General features: G+C 64.4%; 17 protein-coding genes. 13 read left to right on the top strand and 4 right to left on the bottom strand.

Features of this window, described 5'->3' with window-relative positions; all coding sequences use genetic code 11:
* Nucleotides 1-169: 169 nt before the first annotated feature.
* Entirely contained in the window at nucleotides 170-1,039 is an 870-nt protein-coding gene (locus ACPYOD_RS15200; protein ID WP_481302555.1) for an SDR family oxidoreductase, read from the bottom strand.
* Between the two features lie 105 nt (nucleotides 1,040-1,144).
* Here ACPYOD_RS15200 and ACPYOD_RS15195 point away from each other — a divergent pair, with 105 nt between their 5' ends.
* From ACPYOD_RS15195 to ACPYOD_RS15185, 3 genes are all read left to right on the top strand, one after another.
* Nucleotides 1,145-2,035 (top strand): LysR family transcriptional regulator, encoded by an 891-nt coding sequence (locus tag ACPYOD_RS15195; protein ID WP_481302554.1) that lies wholly within the window; start codon nucleotides 1,145-1,147, stop codon nucleotides 2,033-2,035.
* A gap of 88 nt (nucleotides 2,036-2,123) precedes the next feature.
* Complete coding sequence (locus ACPYOD_RS15190; protein WP_481302553.1) at nucleotides 2,124-3,068, top strand: hypothetical protein; 945 nt, start codon at nucleotides 2,124-2,126, stop codon at nucleotides 3,066-3,068.
* 93 nt (nucleotides 3,069-3,161) lie between these two features.
* Nucleotides 3,162-3,938, top strand: a complete 777-nt coding sequence (locus ACPYOD_RS15185) for a class I SAM-dependent methyltransferase (RefSeq protein ID WP_481302552.1) — start codon at nucleotides 3,162-3,164, stop codon at nucleotides 3,936-3,938.
* A gap of 18 nt (nucleotides 3,939-3,956) precedes the next feature.
* On the opposite strand, the gene ACPYOD_RS15180 is transcribed toward ACPYOD_RS15185, so the two are convergent.
* Nucleotides 3,957-4,871: a LysR substrate-binding domain-containing protein gene (locus ACPYOD_RS15180; RefSeq protein ID WP_481302551.1), complete on the bottom strand. Its 915-nt coding sequence runs from the start codon at nucleotides 4,869-4,871 to the stop codon at nucleotides 3,957-3,959.
* Between the two features lie 113 nt (nucleotides 4,872-4,984).
* Between ACPYOD_RS15180 and ACPYOD_RS15175 the strand changes: the two genes are divergently transcribed.
* Entirely contained in the window at nucleotides 4,985-5,761 is a 777-nt protein-coding gene (locus tag ACPYOD_RS15175; RefSeq protein WP_481302550.1) for an SDR family NAD(P)-dependent oxidoreductase, read from the top strand.
* Between the two features lie 69 nt (nucleotides 5,762-5,830).
* On the opposite strand, the gene ACPYOD_RS15170 is transcribed toward ACPYOD_RS15175, so the two are convergent.
* Nucleotides 5,831-7,702, bottom strand: coding sequence for a beta-ketoacyl-[acyl-carrier-protein] synthase family protein (locus ACPYOD_RS15170; protein WP_481302549.1), 1,872 nt, complete (start codon nucleotides 7,700-7,702; stop codon nucleotides 5,831-5,833).
* 114 nt (nucleotides 7,703-7,816) lie between these two features.
* On the opposite strand from ACPYOD_RS15170, the gene ACPYOD_RS15165 reads away from it, so the two are divergent.
* From ACPYOD_RS15165 to ACPYOD_RS15125, 9 genes are all read left to right on the top strand, one after another.
* A complete protein-coding gene (locus ACPYOD_RS15165; protein WP_481302548.1) occupies nucleotides 7,817-8,524 on the top strand; it encodes an SDR family NAD(P)-dependent oxidoreductase in 708 nt (235 codons plus the stop codon).
* 127 nt (nucleotides 8,525-8,651) lie between these two features.
* A complete protein-coding gene (locus tag ACPYOD_RS15160) occupies nucleotides 8,652-9,851 on the top strand; it encodes a serine hydrolase domain-containing protein (RefSeq protein WP_481302547.1) in 1,200 nt (399 codons plus the stop codon).
* A gap of 63 nt (nucleotides 9,852-9,914) precedes the next feature.
* Nucleotides 9,915-11,741, top strand: a complete 1,827-nt coding sequence (locus tag ACPYOD_RS15155) for a serine hydrolase domain-containing protein (protein ID WP_481302546.1) — start codon at nucleotides 9,915-9,917, stop codon at nucleotides 11,739-11,741.
* Nucleotides 11,742-11,809: 68 nt separating this feature from the next.
* A complete protein-coding gene (locus ACPYOD_RS15150; RefSeq protein ID WP_481302545.1) occupies nucleotides 11,810-12,193 on the top strand; it encodes a hypothetical protein in 384 nt (127 codons plus the stop codon).
* Nucleotides 12,194-12,305: 112 nt separating this feature from the next.
* Complete coding sequence (locus ACPYOD_RS15145) at nucleotides 12,306-14,081, top strand: copper resistance system multicopper oxidase (protein WP_481302544.1); 1,776 nt, start codon at nucleotides 12,306-12,308, stop codon at nucleotides 14,079-14,081.
* The gene (locus ACPYOD_RS15140; protein ID WP_481302543.1) at nucleotides 14,078-14,884 is read left to right on the top strand and encodes a copper resistance protein B; all 807 of its coding nucleotides are present in this window, start codon (nucleotides 14,078-14,080) and stop codon (nucleotides 14,882-14,884) included. Before ACPYOD_RS15145 ends, ACPYOD_RS15140 begins: the two co-directional genes overlap by 4 nt.
* 9 nt (nucleotides 14,885-14,893) lie before the next feature.
* On the top strand, nucleotides 14,894-15,439 hold the full coding sequence (locus tag ACPYOD_RS15135) for a c-type cytochrome (protein WP_481302542.1): 546 nt from the start codon (nucleotides 14,894-14,896) through the stop codon (nucleotides 15,437-15,439).
* 116 nt (nucleotides 15,440-15,555) lie between these two features.
* The gene (locus ACPYOD_RS15130; RefSeq protein ID WP_481302541.1) at nucleotides 15,556-16,776 is read left to right on the top strand and encodes a carboxylate--amine ligase; all 1,221 of its coding nucleotides are present in this window, start codon (nucleotides 15,556-15,558) and stop codon (nucleotides 16,774-16,776) included.
* Between the two features lie 112 nt (nucleotides 16,777-16,888).
* Nucleotides 16,889-17,869: an NAD-dependent epimerase/dehydratase family protein gene (locus ACPYOD_RS15125; protein WP_481302540.1), complete on the top strand. Its 981-nt coding sequence runs from the start codon at nucleotides 16,889-16,891 to the stop codon at nucleotides 17,867-17,869.
* Nucleotides 17,870-17,911: 42 nt separating this feature from the next.
* Here ACPYOD_RS15125 and ACPYOD_RS15120 read toward each other — a convergent pair whose 3' ends face one another.
* Nucleotides 17,912-19,342 carry an amidohydrolase family protein gene (locus ACPYOD_RS15120; protein ID WP_481302539.1) on the bottom strand — a complete coding sequence of 477 codons (1,431 nt, stop codon included), beginning with the start codon at nucleotides 19,340-19,342 and terminating at the stop codon, nucleotides 17,912-17,914.
* Nucleotides 19,343-19,420 lie beyond the last annotated feature (78 nt).

Genomic DNA, 19,420 nt, shown 5'->3' with positions numbered 1-19,420 from the left:
GGCAATGGTTGCCGCTGCGGCCAGGGCGGGATCGTGGGGAGCTGGGGAAGTCATTGCGGAACACCTCGAAACATTCCGAGACGATGCCACAACGCCACCTTCGTTGCGCGCCATCGGTATCTGACCTTTGGCTAACGCATTCCCGCGGCGACGGGCGGCGCGTGTCTCCTCAGCCCGCTGCGATGACTTCGGCGACGAAGTCGCGGTAGGAACGCAACGGCCGGCCCAGCAATGCCGTCAGACGTTCGACGTCTCCCTTATCGGGGATCATGCCGTCACCGGCGAAGCGCTCGGCCATCAGGCGCATTTCGTAGGCCATCCACTTCGGCATGAAGGTGGCGAGGTTCTGCTCGAATCCGCTCGGATCGTCGCCGCCGTAGCCGATCGGGCGGCCCAACGCCTCGGTCCAGATGGCGGCGATGCCTTCGCCGGTGAGCGTGTCGGGGCCGACCACATTGATGGTTTCGATGGGCAGCTTCGTGGGCGCCCGATCCCTGCGCAGCAGTTCCAGTGCCGCGACTTCCGCGATGTCACGCGCGTCGGCCATGGCGACACCGGTGTTGCCGATCGGCATCGGGTACACGCCGTGCTGCAGGACAACGTCCTTGATCGTGAGGTCGTTTTCGATGAAGTACGTCGGGCGCAGGACCGTCGCGCCGAAGCCCATGTCCGCAAGCATCCGCTCGGCGCCGAACTTCACGGCGAAGTGCGGCACGTTGACGAAACGGTCGGCATGGATGACCGACAGGTACACGATGCGATCGATGCCTGCCTCGCGCGCCAGGTTGAGCGTGATGATCGCCTGGGTGAATTCGTCGCCGGTGACGGCGTTGAGGAGGAAGAGGGTGCGGACGCCCTGGAAGGCGGCTCGCACGGCATCGAGGTCGAGGAGATCGCCCTTGGCGACTTCCACCTCAGGCGGGAAGGCGACCTTGGACGGGTCGCGGGTGAGGACACGGACTGACGCGCCGTGCTTGACGAGCTGGTCGACGACATGGCGGCCGACGCGGCCGGTGGCACCGGTTACAAGGATGGTCATGGCACTCTCCGGGGGTAGGTTGGGAACGTGCTGCCTATGCTATCGATCCAATTTCTGGTGCATAGCCGCTAATATTGGACGCAACGTCCCATCAATGAGACACCCATGGATCTGCCAGCGCTCGCCGATTTCACCCTGGTCGCCCGGCATGGGGGCTTTGGAAAAGCTGCCCGGGAAACCGGCCGTCCGAAGGCCACCCTGTCGCGTCACGTGGCCGAACTGGAAGCCGAGCTCGACCTGCGGCTGTTCGAAAGGGGCGCGCGGTCTCTAAAGCTCACGGAGGAGGGGCGCGCTTTGTTCGAACGGGCGGGTGTGCTGCTGACCGAACTGGAGGAAACCGCCGTGGCGATCGCCTCGGGTGGCCGGATGGCACGCGGCAGATTGCGCATCAGCGCGCCCCTGCTGTTTTCCCAGACCGCCATGGGAACCATCGCGGCGGGTTTTGCACTCAGGCATCCCGAGGTGCGGCTGGAAGTGACGGTGGAGGACCGCCCCGTCGACATGATCGAGGAAGGCTACGACCTGGTCATTCGCGTCAATCCGGACCCAGACGCAACCCTGGTGGGGCGGATCTTCCTGCACGACCGGCTGGTGGTGGTCGCAAGCCCGGCACTGCGCAGGCCAGGCCACGGCGAGCCCGTGCCCGCTGTCATTCGCACGCCGCTGCAACACGACGAGACGTGGCAGGTAAAGACGGCGAACGGCATCGGTACCATGGCCGCGAGGCCCGTGCTCAGCCTGTCGTCGCTCGTGATGGCCCGCGATGCGGTGCGTGCCGGCGTCGGCGCGGCACGACTGCCGCTCTCGCTGGTGAGCCACGATCTTGCATCGGGGGCGCTGGTGCATTGGGCAGACGTGGAAGCGGACATCTCGCTATGGGCGCTTTACCCGACACGCCGTCTACTCAGCGCTCGCGTGTCGGCATTCCTGGACTATCTCAGGGAAGCCTTCCCGAAAGGCACGCCCGACGAACTCGCCGCATTCATCGGCAAGTAAATGCGACGCGATCTGCCGAGCGCATCACAACAATTCGCGGGCACCGTGGCGAGCATGGGCGACCACCCACGCCCCGGAGAAATGCACCATGCTGAATTCGGTTCGGATGTCCCGTACGAAGATCATGTTCGGATTCGCGCTCGCTGCCGCCAGCGCCATGGCGTCGCCTGTGTCGCTTGCGGACACCACAGGCTATACCGGCATTTTCGGTGGGGGGCCCATCTACAAGAACCCGTCGCGGACGATCAGCGAACTGGGCCCTTCGGGTTTCAATGAAGTGATCGTATGGAGCGTGGAGGTCCTGGCCAACGGCGACCTCAACTTCAACGGCGAGTTTCCCCTGGTTTCGAACGGCCGTTACATCGGCGCGCAGACATATCCGTCCTTTGCCAGCACGCTCGCCAGCCTGAAATCGGCAGGCGTGAAGCGCATCACCTTCAGCATCGGTTCGTCCAACATCGGCGATTTCCAGCACATCGAGGCGCTGGTCAACAGCACCGGTGCGGGCGGCGGCACCGGATCGCAGAGCACGCTCTACAGGAACTTCCAGGCGTTGAAGGCCGCCATTCCGTCCATCGACGCGATCGACCTGGACGACGAGAACAACTACGACACGGCATCCACGGTGAGCTTCTCCGTCATGCTCGGCAAGCTCGGCTATCACGTGATGCCCGATCCCTATGCCAATGCCTCGTACTGGAAGACGGTGGTGAGCCAGGTGAACCAGCTACGCCCCGGCACGATCGACGGCGTTCATCTCCAGGCATACGCCGGCGGCTCGGGCAACAATCCGTGCTCGGGCTGGGACTTCGGCGGCATCCCTGTCTATCCGGGACTGGCGGATACCGCCGTGGCCGGCGGCGTCACGGTACCGCAGGCCCAGAGCACGGTCGCCGGCTGGGAAAGCCAATGCGGAATCACGGGCGCGTTCCTCTGGCTCTATGACGATGTGGCCGGGAAGACGTACAACGGCCAGACGCTGCCCGCGGCTTATGCCGGTGCTATCAATACCGGGCTGACGCCGCTCGACTGACATCGCTATCCGGGGTATGGCGGCCAGGGCGGAGCAGGACTACGCTCTGGCTTCCGCACGTCGAAGGGCCATGGGCCCGAAGGAAGGCGAGGCATGAAATCCACGCTCGTGGCCGCGGCTGTTGTCGCGGCCGTCTTTTCCCAGGCGACCCCGGCGGCTAAGCCGGCACCCGCCAAGGCTGCCATTGCCGCGGCTGTCGCCGACACGCACCGGCCGGCGAAGGACACCGAACAGGACACCGTGCGGCGCCCCGCCGACCTGCTCGCCTTTTCCAAGGTGAAGGCCGGCGATACCGTCCTGGACGTGTGGCCGGGCGGTGGCTACTGGAGCCGGCTGTTCTCTCCGATCGTGGGCGCGAAGGGAAAAGTGTATGCCTACGTTCCCGCTGAAATCGCCGAGTTCAAGAGCGATCCGGTGGCACTGGCCAAGGCCATCGGGAAGGAGCCTGCGTACGCCAACGTGGAAGGCATTTCGGATCCGCTCGCAGAACCGCCGCCGGCGAACATGCTCAACACGTTCGACGTGGTGTGGACGTTCGAGAACTATCACGACTTCCACGACAGCTTCATGAAGGGCGCGAGTGTGGACGGCTTCAACCAGGCCGTCTTCAAGGCGCTCAAGCCCGGCGGCTACTACGTGATCGTGGACCATGCCGCAGCGAAGGGGAGTGGCCTCAAGAACACGGAAGACCTGCATCGTATCGATCCCGCGACTGTGAAGGCCGAAGTCGAGAAGGCCGGGTTCGTGCTCGACGAGGAATCGTCGCTGCTTGCCAACACGGCGGACGATCACACCCTCAAGGTGTTCGATCCGGCAGTGAAGGGCAAGACCGACCGGTTCATGCTGAGGTTCAAGAAGCCCGCGAAGTAACTCAAGTGGTGGAACCCGTCAGGGTGCGGGTTCCATACCCGCGCGGCGGGGCAGGTCGTCGAGGATCCAGTCGACGAACGCGCGCACGCGCGCGTTGTTCCGTCGGCTGGGCGGATACACGATGTACACCGGCAACGGCGGCGGCTGAAGTTCCGGAAGCACTTCCACGAGGCGGCCGTCGGCCAGCTCGTCGGCCACCTGGAAGCGCAGCGTCTGCACGATACCCAGTCCGTGGCGTGCCGCCGCGGCGTGTGCGTTGCTCTCATTGACCTCGAGCGAATAACGCCAGTCGTGCCGCTCGACGTCGTCTCCGGTGGCTCGCAATGCAAGCGGTGAGGGGCGGCCACTGCGTGCGGAAAAGTAACCCACCAAGTCGTGGCCGGCGAGATCCTCCACGCTGGCGGGATGACCACGCGCCGCAAGGTAGGCAGGTGCGGCGCAGAGCGTCCACGGCAGTTCGGCAACCTTGCGCGTGATCAGCAATGGGTCGTCGGCGGTGCTGCGAATGGCACAGTCCACGCCCTCGCTGGGGAGGTCGACAGTGCGGTCGGTCACGCCGATCTGGAGGTGGATCAACGGATAGCGTGTCCGGAAGGCGGCGAGGCCGGGGATGAGCAGCTGCGCGGCCACCGAGCCGCCGGTATCGACCCTGAGCATGCCCTTCGGGCTCTGTGTCCTGCGCCCCAATTGCGCTTCGACGTCGTCGAGCTCTTCGAGCATGCGGCGCACATGCTCGTAATACGCCGCGCCCTCGGCCGTCACCGAGACGCGGCGCGTGGTGCGCTCTAGAAGTTGTACACCGAGGGCTGCTTCCAGGCCCTGTACGAGCTTGGTCGCGCTCGACGTAGGCACACGAAGGCCTGCGGCAGCCCGCGTGAAGGTGCCGGTTTCCACCACCCGGACGAAGAGCTGCATGGCGAGAAGACGTTCCACGATTGTTTCTCTCTAGAAATTGAGAACTCATCCGGTGCCGAATGATCGGGCCATCTCCGGCCCCAGATAGGGATTCGGAACCACTCCCTCATTCACAACCGGAGCATAGAGCCATGCATACATTAGACACGAGCAACGTCCACACCACCCGCCACGCAGGCAAGATCGTCCTCGTGACCGGCGGCAGTTCCGGCCTGGGCGAGGCGGCTGCCGAACGCTTCATTCGTGAAGGCGCCACGGTCTACATCACCGGCCGCCGCGAGGAAGAGCTCAGGCGAGTCGCGGAACGGATCGGCGCGACACCGCTGCAAGGCGACATCGCCAAGGCCGACGATCTGGACCGCATCTTCGGGCTCATCCGCTCGCAGAGCGGCAGGCTCGACATCCTTTTCGCCAACGCAGGGGGCGGTGAGTTCACTCCGCTCGACCAGGTGACCGAGGCGCAGTTCGACAAGTACTTCGACATCAACGTGAAAGGCACGTTGTTCACGGTGCAGCACGCGCTGCGCCTGATGGGACCGGGTTCGGCGATCGTGCTCAACGGCTCCATGGTGTCCGTGCAGGGCCCGGCTGCCTTCGGCGTCTACGCCGCGACCAAAGCGGCGGTGCGTTCGCTGGCCCGCACGCTTGCCACGGACCTGAAGGGCAGGGACATCCGCGTCAACGTCGTCGCGCCGGGTGTCATCGTCACGCCGGGCTACAAGAACGAACTGGGCTTCACCGACGAGCAGATCGCCGCCTATGTGGAACAGGTGAGCTCCATTTCGCCACTGGGCCGCACCGGCACACCCGACGAGGTAGCGAAGGCCGTGTCGTTCCTCGCCTCGGACGAGGCAAGCTTCATCACAGGCGTCCAGCTCTTCGTCGACGGCGGCCAGGCGCAGGTCTGACGTTCGGATAACGATATGGCGGCACCGGACCGGCAGCCTGCCGGTCCGGCTTTCAGCGTCGGCGCAGGCTCATTCCAGGCCGGTCCAGCGATGTCTTTCCGCCATCGCGAGAGCCAGCTTGGGGCTGCGCCGCGCCACGCGTTCCCGTTGCTCGCGCTCGCTGCGGATGGCCGGCCAGGCGTCCAGGTAAGCCGCCAGTGTTTCCGGATCGCACTCGTAGCGCGCGAACGCTTCGGGTGTCGCGGAACGCAGCGCAACGGCGCCGTTGTAGCCGCCGAAACCTTGCGTGGCACAGATGGCCCCGCCATCGGCGTTACCGGACGACGGATCGGCCTGCAGATGGAAATGTCCGGCGACCTCGGCCAGATCGGGATCGAGCCGGCGCAGGGTAGGCACGCCCGGCGCTGCGCGGCCCAGCACGAACTGCAACGCTTGCGACAGCGCCTTCAGGCCGGTTTCGCCCATCGTGTGGCCGTCGCCGACGGCCTTCGGCGTGCCGACGAAGAGCTTGGGCGACGCGCCCTCGAGTCCCTGGCGCTGGGCCGCACCGCGCAGGCCGGCCAGTGCCGTGCCGAGGTCGGTCTTCGAATTCGTTCGTGTGCCCGTGGCGTGCGCCGCCAGATACTGGAAGTCGTGCACACCGTAGTCGTGCCCCTGGAAGGCCATGTCCAGCGCCTGCACCAGGGCGTTCTCACCGCCGAAACCTACGCCGGCGAAATGAGCCTTGCCGCCGGCCTCTGCGCTCTGGCCCCAGCCAACGATGATGGAGGTGATGTCCAGCCGGTTGCGCAACGCGAACTCCAGCGTCGTCACCAGCAGTCCGGAACCGCCATGGCCAACGACGGTGCCGTCGGCATCGATGTCGAACGGGGCAAGGGAGTCATGCACGCTGCGCTGGCTGCCATCGGCATGGGCGGCGTTCTTGGCGGCGAGCTTCTCGCTGGTCATCAAGGCGCCGCCGCCGAAGGCTTCGAGGATGCCGTAGCTCGGCTGCAATGCCGCGTCGGCCGCGGTGAGCAGCACCATCTGCGGCTTCTGGAACCCGGGGTAATCGAACAGCAGCTGCGGCGCGATGTCCGCAAGCGCGATGAGGCTCGATGCACAGGCACCCACGGCGGTAAGGGGACTTTGCGGCACACGCATGAAGCCGACATTGTCCGAGCGCAACGATTCGCGCAGCTCCGGGTTCTTCAATACGCGGCTGATGCTGTAGCTCGGGGCCAGCATGGTCGAGACCAGGGCGGGACCGTGCGAACCCAGCGAGTGCGCCAGGCGCACGGCGAACGTGTCCTTGGGAATGCCGCCGGGAGGCAGCGGCGCATCGGGCCGCAACCATTGGGCCAGTGCATCCATGCCACCGAAGGCCGTGGCCGATGCGATGCGGAGCCCGAACGGATCGGGCACGAGCTCCGACAATGGACGCGGTAGTCCCGCCAGGGCACCGAGTGCGCCATAGGCGAAGAGCTGTGCCTGTAGCGAAGGGCTGAGCAACGGATCGTCCTGGAACAGGCCGTGCATATCCTTCAGCTTCGAAGCACGAATGTCCTCGTAACGAAGGCCGGCCAGCCGACGCAGGCCGCCGGCCTCGAGATCGTGCGGCAACGGCGCGGCGATGTCGGTGGCCACGCGTGGCGCGAGTTCCACAACGCGGGGCAGGCGGCGGATACCCGTGTTCGCGCGCAAGGATTCGCCATGCAGGCGTTCCAGTTCCTCCAGGCCCACTGGCTCGCCGGCATGGTCGCCGGCCGCCCAGCGCATGCCCTGGGCAGCGTTCGCCGCACCGGGATCGAGCGTGACGAGGCCAGCATCGAAGGCGGCGAGGGGAAGGAATTCGTCGGAACTAGCGACGCGGGCCTGGTAGGTTTCCGTCGAGCCGACGGCCGAGACGGTGCAGGCGGTGCCGACGGTGACGAGTACTTGATTGCTTTTCAACTTGGGCATGGGTGGAAGGTTACCCCTTGAGGTCCCGCCATCTCAATGAATCTCGGCATGTCGGGTCACGCCCCCGGTAACTTGACGTACCATGGCGGCCCTTCAGTGAGTCGCGAGGCAGGCATGACGTCATCGAAGAACGCAACGCCGTCCATACTCATCGTCGGCGCCTCCCGGGGCCTGGGTAGCGCCATGGCGGACGCCTTCCTGAAGGAAGGATGGCTAGTGACGGGCACGGTTCGCGGTAGCGGACGCGCGCCGTTGCACGATCTTGCCGATGCGAACGGCCGCCTGGCCATCGAACAGATCGACATCACGAAACCCGAGGACATCGCCGCGCTGCACGGTCGTCTGGCAGGACAACGCTTCGATATCCTGTTCGTCAACGCAGGCACCACGAACGAGAACCCCGGCGAGACCGTTGCCGAGGTTTCCACGGACGAGTTCGTCCAGGTCATGGTGACCAATGCACTGAGCCCCATGCGCGTCGTGGAGGGTCTTGAAGACCTGGTGGCAGAAGACGGCCTGATCGGCGCGATGTCGTCGGGGCAGGGCAGTATTGCCAACAACGAGCGCGGCGGGCGTGAGGTATATCGCGGCTCGAAGGCTGCACTGAACCAGTTCATGCGCAGCTACGCAGCCCGGCAGGCAGGCACGAGACGCGCGCTGCTGCTTCTGGCACCCGGATGGATCCGCACCGATCTAGGCGGCGACGAAGCGCCGTATACCGTCGAAGAGAGCATGCCGCTCATCCTCGATGTGATCCTGCGCAAGCGCACCCGGCCGGGGTTGGAGTACCTCGACAGGGATGGCAAGACGGTGCCTTGGTAGGCGGCTCGTCGAAGCGCGGCAAGTGCCCGCCGGGCACGGTATTGCTTGGGCATGACTAAAGGCACCGTTGACGGCAGCTCCACCCGGCTTCTATCTAGTCGAACCTGGGTCGACGTGGAAAAAGACGATGCATTTCAGAAAAGGGCTGGCGACCGTCGCCTGTTTTGTGTCGTTGTTTCCGTGGACCGCCGGCGCGCAAACGCCCTCATCTTCTCCACCGGACACGTCCGTCCTCGACGCTCAGGTGGCGAAACGGATGGAAGATGCAGGCATGGTCGGCGTGGCGGCTGCCATCATCCTGGACAAGAAGCTCGTATGGATGAAGGGCTACGGCTACGCCGATCGCGAGCGAGGCATTCCCTTTACGCCCACCACCGTGATGAACATCGGATCCATCAGCAAGACGGTAACCGGAACCGCCATGATGCTCGCGGTGGAAGAGGGTAAGCTCTCTCTGGACGAGGACGTCAACACGTACCTGCCGTTCAAGGTCGTCAATCCGAACTTTCCGACCGTGCCCATTACGCTGCGGCAGCTTGCGACACATACCTCGTCCATCAGCGATCGGTGGCCCGTATACAAGGGCACGTACCACTACGGTGGCGATTCGCCGGTAAAACTCGGCGACTTCCTGAAGAATTATTTCGATACGCGCGGCACGGACTACGCGGAAGACAACTTCGTCAAGCACAAACCGGGCACCTACAGGGAATACTCGAACATAGGCGCGGGTCTGGCCGGATACATCGTCGAGCGAGCGGTAGGGGAGCCCCTCAATACCTATACGCGACGCCGCATCTTCGCGCCGTTGAAGATGGACGATACCGCCTGGTTTCTGTCGGAGGTGAAGCCTTCGAAACATGCGCGTCTGTACGTCTCGCAGATGGACCTTGCCATCCCCATCGAGCTATACGGCGGTACGACCTACCCCGACGGGGGCGTTAGAACGTCGGTCGCCGACCTGTCGAAATTCTTCATGATGATGCTCGACAACGGAAAGCTGGGCGACGTTCGTGTGCTCAGGGAGGGCTCTGTCCAGGCCATGCGAACCTTGCAGTTCAACGCCACGAACAAGCCCGAGAACGTGAAGCTGGACGAGAAGAACGCGGGACTGTTCTGGGAATCGAAATACAACGTGACCCGTATCGGTCATGGAGGTTCCGATCCGGGTCTGAAGACCGACATGCTTGCCAGCCTGTCCGGCGACATGGGCGTGGTGCTGTTCACTAATACGTCGCTGGATAACGAGGGGATGAAGAACTATGCCGGGTTGTTCGAGGATATCTGGAAGCAGGCCGAGGCGATGAAGAGGGCCAAGGGACTCTAGGGGCGACGTGCCTGCATGCCTTCGTTTTATAGTGACGGCCAGTATCACAGCGGCGGAGAGTCGATGAGGGTTCTGCTTACCATGCTTCTTGCAACCGCTGGCATCGGGTCCACGGCTTCCGCGGCCGCCGCACCGATCCAGTCACAGGCCGACCGTTTCAGTGAGTTGCGCACCGCGATCGAGGAGGAAGGACTTACCGGTGCCACTTGGGCGGTCGTGACCCCGGAAGGCATGTCGACAGGTGCCGCTGGGTTGGCGGATGCCAGGCATCGGACGCCATTGTCCGCCGACAACAAGGTCCAGACCGGTTCCCTGGCCAAGACACTAGTGGCTGCGGGAATCCTGCACTTGGTTACCGAGGGTCGATTGACCCTCGACAGTCACGTAACGGAACTCCTGCCTCACGTAAAATTCGAGAACCAATGGGCGGCGGACTCTCCTGTGCTGTTGCGGCACCTGCTCGACCACACCTCCGGGCTCGACGATGCGCGCCTGTCCCAGGTATTTAGCCTCAATGCCCGACCCGACACGCCGTTGAACGAGAGTATCGGGCGCAGTCCGCTGCTCGTTCGCAGTCGTCCCGGAAGCCGTCTTTCGTACTCGAATACCGGCTATACGCTGCTCGGGATGGTGATCGAAAGCGTTATCGGCAGTCGCTACGAGCACTACCTCGACGCCGAACTGCTAAGGCCGCTCGGCATGCTGGACAGTACCTTCGAATTCGTATCGCAGGAAGGCCCGCATGCCGATGGTCGACTTGCGATGGGCCATTTCGAGGGAGGGGAGTCTCAACCAGCGGTGCCTCTTTACCTGAGACCTGCGGGACAGTTCACCACCACCGCGGCAGACATGGGGCGCTTCGCTCATTTTCTGATGGGCAATGGCCAGGTCGCGGGCAAGCCGTTTATCGCACCTGAGTTGTTGCGAGCCATGGGGCAGCCGACGACGACCGAGGCCGCCATGGCCGGGCTGACGAACGCGGGGTATGGCCTGGGATTAAACAGCCGGGATCGATACGGTCTGCTGGGAAGGTGCCACGTTGGTACCACGATAGGTTTCAGGGCAAATTTCTGTATCTTCCCCGAGGCTCGGAAAGCGTTCTTCATTGCGGCGAATGCCGACGTCGAAACCGCCGATTACGAACGGCTGGATGGGCTGCTCCTCCGCTCGCTCGACATCGCACCCGCATTGCCGGCGGCGGCGACAGCTCCACCATCCGGCGTCAGCGCCTGGCAGGGCATCTACGTGCTCGCACCGTCCCGAATGGAAAGCTTCGCCTACCTGGATCGGCTACTGAATTTTGCACTCGTCGAGTGGGACGGGCATCGGCTGCATCTGAAGCCGTTCCAGGGCACTACGAAACACCTTCGGCCAGTGGGCGGCCAGCTGTTTCGTGCCGACGACCGTATAAAGCCATCCCATGCACTGCTCGTTTCGAACGATGGCCGCCGGGTGATCAGCGACGGCTTCCGCAGCTATGAAAGGGTAAGCATGTGGCGCATGGTTCCCCTTTGGGCGAGCTTGCTGGGCGGTGTGCTGGCCTCAGCGTATGTATTGTTCGCAGGCATCGTTCGCCTGGTGCGCCGCCGGCTGACGCCAGCCGATTCTCTCTTCGTACCGTTCGTTACGGTTGCAGCGCTTTTCGTCCCCGTCCCGTTCTTTCTCACCCAGTCGTTCCTCCAGCTTGGCGATTTGACACCGGCAAGCGCGCTATTGGCTGCGGTGACAGCCGCGCTGCCGCTGGCGATGCTCCTTGGCTTATGGATTTCATTTCGTCGCGACCGGCCAGGCCGGAGAACGGTCGGCGACAAGGTCGCCATGGTCGGCGTGTTCCAGTGGGCCATGGTGCTTTTCGCGTGGGGCCTGCTGCCGCTGCGCCTGTGGGCATGAGGGGGCATCACCGCGTTGGACCCTGCTCCAGAGTTGAGGGCCTCGCCACGGGGGCATAAGCTGTCGGCATGAGCGCGTTCTTCCATCGTTACCGCCGCCGGCGCGCCCTCTGGGTGTTCGCCTGGCTGGCATGGGCGATGGTGAGTGTCGCGCCTGCGTGGTCGGGCAACGTGCATGCCGCCCCGGGACCGGGCGTGCATCGCACGCACGTCTCGCATGTGTCGACGCACATGGCATCGGCGGATATGGATGGTTGCAACGACCACGACGGCAACTGCTGTCATGGCCCAGGGCAGCCATGCCATTGCACGCCAGCGTGCGCGAGCGTCCTTCCCGCCGGTACGCTCACGCTCGGCGATATACCGACGACAGCCGTCACGATCTTCGCCGCCGGCGTTCGCGAGGCCCCACAGGCCGGATACGGGCCACCTCTGCGGCCACCCGCCGCCTGACCTTCCGCTGACGCTTTCACCCGCGCCGGGCATGCCATCGTTCCCACGATGACGAATACGCCTGCCGCGGCACGCGGCCGACAGCCGTGCATCGTCTTCGTGGAACACCCCTATGACATTCCCCGGTTCTTACGAGCCAGTACACGCCTCGCGACGGCGTTTCGTGGCAGGCCTTGCCGTTGGCGGCGTCGCCGCCGGCTTGGGCTTGTTGCGTCCATCGCCCGTCTGGGCCTTGACCAACCCCGGTCATCCGACGGTGCTGAGCGGCACCGATTTTTCCCTCGACATCGCCGAGACGCCGGTGAACTACACCGGCGCGGCGCGCACCGCGGTCACCGTCAACGGTGGCGTTCCGGGCCCGATCCTTCGCTGGAAGGAAGGAACCACGGTGACCTTGCGCGTGGCCAACCGGCTACGCACGCCCACATCGATCCACTGGCACGGCATCGTGCTCCCGTTCGACCAGGACGGTGTGCCGGGCATCAGCTTCGATGGCATCGGTCCGGGCGAAACCTTCGTCTACCGATTCGACGTGCGCCAGGCAGGAACCTACTGGTACCACTCGCATAGCCGCTTCCAGGAGCAGACGGGCCTGTACGGTCCGCTGGTCATCGAACCGGCCGGGCCGGAACGTTATCGGAGCGACCGCGACTACGTGATCATGCTCAGCGACTGGACCGACATGGATCCGGAACGCATCTTCCTGCGCCTGAAACAGCAGAGCGATTACTTCAATTACGCGCAGCCCACCGTGTCACGGTTCTTTCGTGACGCCCGCGAAAAGGGATTGGGGCAGGCGCTGGAAATGCGCAAGATGTGGAACACCATGCGCATGAACCCGACCGACCTGAGCGACGTGTCCGGTGCGGCGTATACCTATCTCATGAACGGCACGACAGCCGCTGGCAACTGGACCGGCCAGTTCAAGCCGGGCGAGAAGATCCGCCTGCGCTTCATCAACGGCTCGTCGTCGACGATTTTCGACGTTCGCATTCCGGGCTTGAAGATGACCGTGATCTCCGCCGACGGCCAGGACGTGTTGCCCGTGCCGATCGACGAATTCCGCATCTCCACGGCGGAGACGTACGACGTGCTGGTAGAGCCCGAGGAGGATGTCGCGTACACGATCTTCGCGCAGTCGATCGACCGCAGCGGCTATACGCGCGGCACGCTGTCCCCGCGGCCGGGAATGGAAGCGGCCGTACCGCCGGTCGATCCGCGCCAGTGGCTCGGCATGGGCGACATGATGGATGCCATGGGAGGCGCCGCAAAGCCGATGAAGGGCATGGATCACGAAGGCATGGCGGACATGCCGGGCATGGATCACGCATCCATGGAAGGCATGGATCACACGAAGGGGAACGCGCCGAAAGTGCGTCATGCACGTACGGAATACGGCCCCGGCGTGGACATGCACGTGGACATGCCACGTACCAATCTCGACGATCCCGGCATCGGCTTGCGCGACAACGGCCGCCGCGTGCTCACCTACGCGGACCTGCACACGGTCGGTGGCAATCCCGATCCGCGCGAGCCCGGCCGCGAGATCGAACTGCATCTCACCGGCAACATGGAACGTTTCATCTGGTCGTTCGATGGCGTGAAGTTTTCGGATGCCACGCCCGTGCATTTCAACAAGGGCGAGCGCGTGCGAATCGTTCTGGTCAACGACACCATGATGAACCATCCGATTCACCTGCACGGCATGTTCAGCGACCTGGAAAACCCGGACGGCGAGTTCCAGGTGCGCAAACACACGATCAACGTGCAGCCCGCGCAACGCATCACCTATGCCGTGACGGCGGACAACCCGGGGCGTTGGGCGTACCACTGCCATCTGCTCTATCACATGGAAGCGGGCATGTTCCGCGAAGTGGTGGTGTCATGAGGGCTCGTACGGTGTGGTTTGCTGCGCTTGGCCTCGGCATGACCACCGTCGCGGGCGCACAGGAGATGAAGATGGGATCGATGCAAGGCGGCGATGCACCTGCCGATGCGCGAAGCCCCGACTATTCCGATGGCGTGGGCCATGGCCCGATGACGGGTATGGACATGAACGACAACGGCTCCTACCACATGATCCTGATCGATCAGCTCGAGGCGTTCCATGGCAGGGATGCCAACGGGCAGTCGTGGGAAGCGCAAGGCTGGTACGGCAATGACAACGACAAGCTCTGGGTCCGCACCGAAGGCGACCGCAGTCGCGGCAAGCTTGAGGACGCCGACGCGGAAGCGCTGTGGAACCATGCGATAGCGCCGTACTGGAGCACCCAACTCGGCGCCAGGCAAGACATCGGCCCGGGACCGAATCGCACCTGGGCGGCGCTCGGCGTGCAGGGCCTGGCTCCGTACTGGTTCGAGGTGGAAGCCACCGCGTATGCGAGCGCGCATGGACGCACCGCGGCGCGCTTGCGAACGGAATACGACCTTTTCCTGACCCAGCGGCTCATCCTGCAGCCAGAGCTGGAACTCAATGCCCACGGCAAGGACGATCCGCTCGCGCACGTGGGCAGGGGCCTCTCGGACGCCTCCTTCAGCCTGCGACTGCGCTACGAGGTCCGTCGTGAGTTCGCGCCCTATATCGGCATCCGTTTCGTCGACCGCTTCGGTCGCACCGCCGACTATGTTCGCGCGGATCGTCAGCCCGTCTTCGACCGCCAGGTCGTCGCGGGCCTCCGGTTATGGTTCTAGGACATCCTCGTGAAGCCAATCACTCTCGTTCTTTCCACCGTGCTGGCCATGGCGGTCGTGGCGGCCTGCGGCGCCGGAGCCTTCATTTACTCCGGTGCCTACGATATAGGCGCCGACGCACCGCATTCCCGGCCGGTGCACGCAGCGCTGGAAACCCTGCGGCAGCGTTCGATCGAGGCGCGGGCGTCGGGCATCGCCGTGCCCGATTTGTCCGACCCGGCGTTGGTACTCAAAGGTGCCGGACAGTACGCGGCCATGTGCACCGCGTGTCACCTGACACCAGGCCAGAAGGATTCGGAAATCCGCCCGGGGCTTTACCCCGAGCCCCCGAACCTCACGCAGGCCAGGATCGATCCGGCGCAAGCTTTCTGGACGATCAAGCACGGTATCAAGATGAGCGCGATGCCCGCATGGGGTAGCAGCCACGACGACATGACGATCTGGAGCATGGTCGCCTTCCTGCAGAAACTGCCCGACCTGTCGCCGCAGGCATACAAGGCCATGGTGGCTGCGGCGCCGCCGGATGACGACATGGACATGGATCACCCCGAATAGCGCACGTCCGGAGCCGAGCAGTAAGGGATAGGCCGTGCGGCCGACTGCCGCCCCCGGCACCCATGAGATGTAATGCCAACGTCACTCCAGGAACGGCGGCAGGCCGGGGGGAAGTCATGAACGTCGTCGACGCCGGCCGCGTGCCGGTCATCGTCCTGGGCCAGGGGCCCACGGCGCTCGGCATCCTGCGCGCCGTGACCCTGGCCGGGATTCCCGCCTATGTGGCGTGTCCTCCCGGCGACCTCACCACGCGTTCGCGTTGGTACCGCCCCGTTCCCGGTGCGGCATGGGATGGTCGACCGGGTCCGGCGGCGGAAGATGCGCTGCGTGCGACGCCTCTCGAACGTGCGGTGCTGATCGCGGGCGCCGACGACATCGCCATGTGGCTGTCCAGCCTGCCGCCGGACCTCCGGGAACGCTTCGCCGTATCGACCGCGAGCCACGAAGTTCAGGCCCTGCTGCAGGATAAGGCCAGCTTTGCCCGGCACCTGGAGGGTCTCGGCATTCCGCATCCGCGGACCTTCCACCTCGCATCGCTCGCCGATGTCGATGCCGTTCCCGTGGAAGCCCTCGGACGGGTGTTCATCAAGCCGGTGAATTCGCAGCGCTTCAGCGACGTGGTGGGCGCCAAGGGGGTGTGGGTACATTCCCGGGAAGAACTGAAGGCCACATGGGCCCACCTGCATGCCCAGGGCTTCTCGCTCATGGCCCAGGAATACATTCCCGGCCCTCCGACAGAGCATTTCTTCGTGGATGGGTTCCGCGACGCCAGCGGAACTTATCCGGGCTTGTTCGTTCGCCAGCGCATGCGCATGTCTCCGCCCGATTTCGGAAACAGCTCCTGCTCGCGTTCCGTTCCTCTACATCAGGCGGAAGAAGCCGTGGCGCCATTGCGTCGTCTTCTGGACAGCGTCCACTATCGCGGCATCTTCAGCGCCGAATTCAAACGCGACCCGCGAGATGGACAGTTCAGGATCATCGAGGTCAATACGCGTGCGTGGACGTATGTCGAGTTCGCCGCCCGCCACGGGGTGAATGTGTGCGAGATGGCGTGGCAGGATGCCTTGGGAGAACCCGTACCGGCAGCTTCGTATGGCTACCCCGCAGGCAAACTGTGCATCGATCTGTATCACGATCTGTCCAGCATCGGGCGAACGCCCGTGCGGGGTATGTCCAACGTCCTGCGATTGGCCGCGGAGTGGGCGCGGGCGGATCTGCACGTATTCCGCTGGGACGACCCGCGACCGGCCCTGCACGTACTCGGCTCCTTGCTGCGCAAACGTGCATCGCGCCGGCGCGACGCCGCCCTTGCAGCGCGGGCAGGGGTATCGGCGTGAGGAAAGACGGCAATAACCAGCCAGCCTAGCGGCCGTCCGTCATCGATCAATCTCCATTTCAATTTGATCCCGGCGCGTCGAGAATTCCCTCACCACTCACGAGGGATCCGACATGCAAACCAACAAGACAGCCTTGATCCTGGGCGCTACCGGGGGCATCGGCGGCGAGGTGGCTCGCCAGCTCCGCGATGAGGGCTGGGAGGTGCGAGGGCTTAAGCGTGGCCTGGAGGCCACCACCGTCCGCGACGGCATCACGTGTATCGCCGGCGATGCGATGAATCGCGAGGAGGTCATGGCGGCCGCGCAAGGGTGCTCCGTGATCGTGCACGCGGTGAATCCACCCGGCTACCGCCACTGGGCAGATCTGGTGCTGCCCATGCTAGAGAACACGATTGCCGCGGCGACAGTGCAGGGCGCCACCGTCGTGCTGCCGGGCACCGTTTACAACTACGGGCCTGACGCATTCCCGGAACTGCGCGAAGACTCGCCGCAGCATCCGCAAACGCGCAAGGGTGCGATCCGCGTTGAACTGGAGAGGCGCTTGCGCCTGGCAACCACAAACGGCATGCGCGCCATCGTGGTTCGCGCGGGCGATTTCTTCGGCCCTAAGCCCGGCAACAGCTGGTTCTCGCAGGGGCTGGTCAAGCCGGGTCGAACCGTAAGCGTCGTCAACCTACCGGGTCGACCCGGTGTCGGCCACCAGTGGTCCTATCTGCCGGACGTGGCTCGGACCATGGTGGAACTGCTCGCGCGTCGCGAATCGCTGGAACCGTTCGCGGTATTTCACATGGCGGGACACTGGGATGCGGATGGCAGGCAAATGGCCGAAGCGATTCGTCGTGTCGTGGTTCGGCGCGGTGGCAGTGCGCCGAAGCTGCGCGCATTTCCGTGGTGGCTGGTGGGGCTCGCGTCACCCTTTGTCGCGACGTTCCGCGAACTCCGTGAAATGCGTTACCTCTGGCGAGAGCCGGTACGCATGAGCAATGACAAGCTGAAATCGGTGCTCGGAGCGGAGCCGCACACACCGCTCGATCAAGCCGTGGAGTCAGCATTGGACGGCATGGGTTGCCTGGCCCCAGGCAAAGGCTCCTGAGCTCTGGCGACCATGTTGCAAGCGTCGATGATTCTTGCCAGGTCACCTGTCGGTAATGTCTTCCTTCACCAACGGTACGAACGCACTCCGCGCATAGACGCGACCTCGTTTGACGGTCATCAGCACGGACCTGAGATTCTTCAGGTCCGCAAGCGGATTGCGGGTGAGTATTACCATGTTGGCGAGCTTACCTGGCTCGATGCTGCCCATATCGCGTTGCTGGCCTGCCGCGCGGGCACTGATAAACGTGGTCGATCGCAGGATCGCGTCGTTCGGCATGCCGGCTTTGGCTGCCAGGGTGGCGAGTTCGTGGAACAGGTCCGGCCATTGATCGGTCCAGTCGCCGGTGAAGTCGGTTCCCGCATCGATCGATACACCGGCGCGGTAAGCCTGACCGGTGATCTCGCCACCCACCGTGTCGTCGCAGCTGCCTGGCGGCAGTGGAGGCATGGTCGTCGAGCCATCCGTATCTGAGCTGTAGGCCCAAAGCGTGGCGTCGAGGATCGTGCCACGCCGTACCATTTCCCTGAAAAGACGGGTCAACGCCGGATTGTCGCCGCGGCGAAAACGCGCCAGGTCGACAGGCGCGTGCGGCTCGTTCCAACCAGGGACATGCGCGTCCGGCTCGCGGATAAGCAAACAGGCATGCGAAATCGCGTCGACTCCCGCTGCCACCATGTCCGAGGGCTTGGCGGGATAGGGCGTTGCGTGGGCCCAGACCAGCAGCCCCTGTCGATGCGCTTCGGTCGTGATGCGTGCGGCGAGATCGGCCGGGAGGTCGGCGTAGAGCTTGATCGCCGTTGCCCAGGTCCCTTGCGCCCGCGCGACCGCCAGTGGCAGATCGGTGTCTTGGGTTATGGCCTGCATCCAGGGCACATGGCCCGGCGTGCCTCCCGCGGAAGCCTGGCCAGTGCGCTCGTCCGTGAAGAAATCCGGACCGGCCATCAGCGCGGCATAGTAGATGTCGGGAGCGGGGATCTCGCCAACCAGGCTGGCGCGGGTGAGTTCCGCCACCGGGCGAAGATCGTCGGCCATGTCGCGAACCGCCGTCACGCCTCCGTACAGATCGCGCCGCAGGATCGCTTCGGCCTGCCGCCTGTTCGGCGGGGTGGCCAGATGGACGTGCGCGTCGATCATTCCGGGCATCAGGAATCGCCCGTGCAGATCGACCGCTTTGGCTTTGGCGCGGAGCGCTGGCTCCAGTTCGGAGTCCGGCACGACGCGGAGAATGCGCTCACCTTCGACGAGGACGTCCATATTGGGCCGCGGCGGAGCGCCCGTGCCATCGATAAGGGTCGCCCCGTGAAACAGGGTGATGCTGGATGGAGGGGCTTTGTCGGTGGCCGGTTCAGCCGCGTGGGCGAGGGCGCAGCACAGGAGCACCGCCAAGGTCATGGCCGGCCGGAACGATGCGAAAATCGAGCGGATCGGTGTCGGCGTGGTCGACTCGATGCCGCCTTTGTCGTCATCCATCGTGTTTCCCTTCCCCGATTATTTGCGTGGTCTGGCGTGGGCCGGTCTGGATATTGGCTTTGACGATGCGATGGAGCT

It is taken from the genome of Luteibacter sp. HAY1-4A (assembly GCF_056755355.1).
The sequence above is the reverse complement of the archived record's forward strand: the minus strand, read 5'-3'. Positions and strand labels throughout refer to the sequence as shown.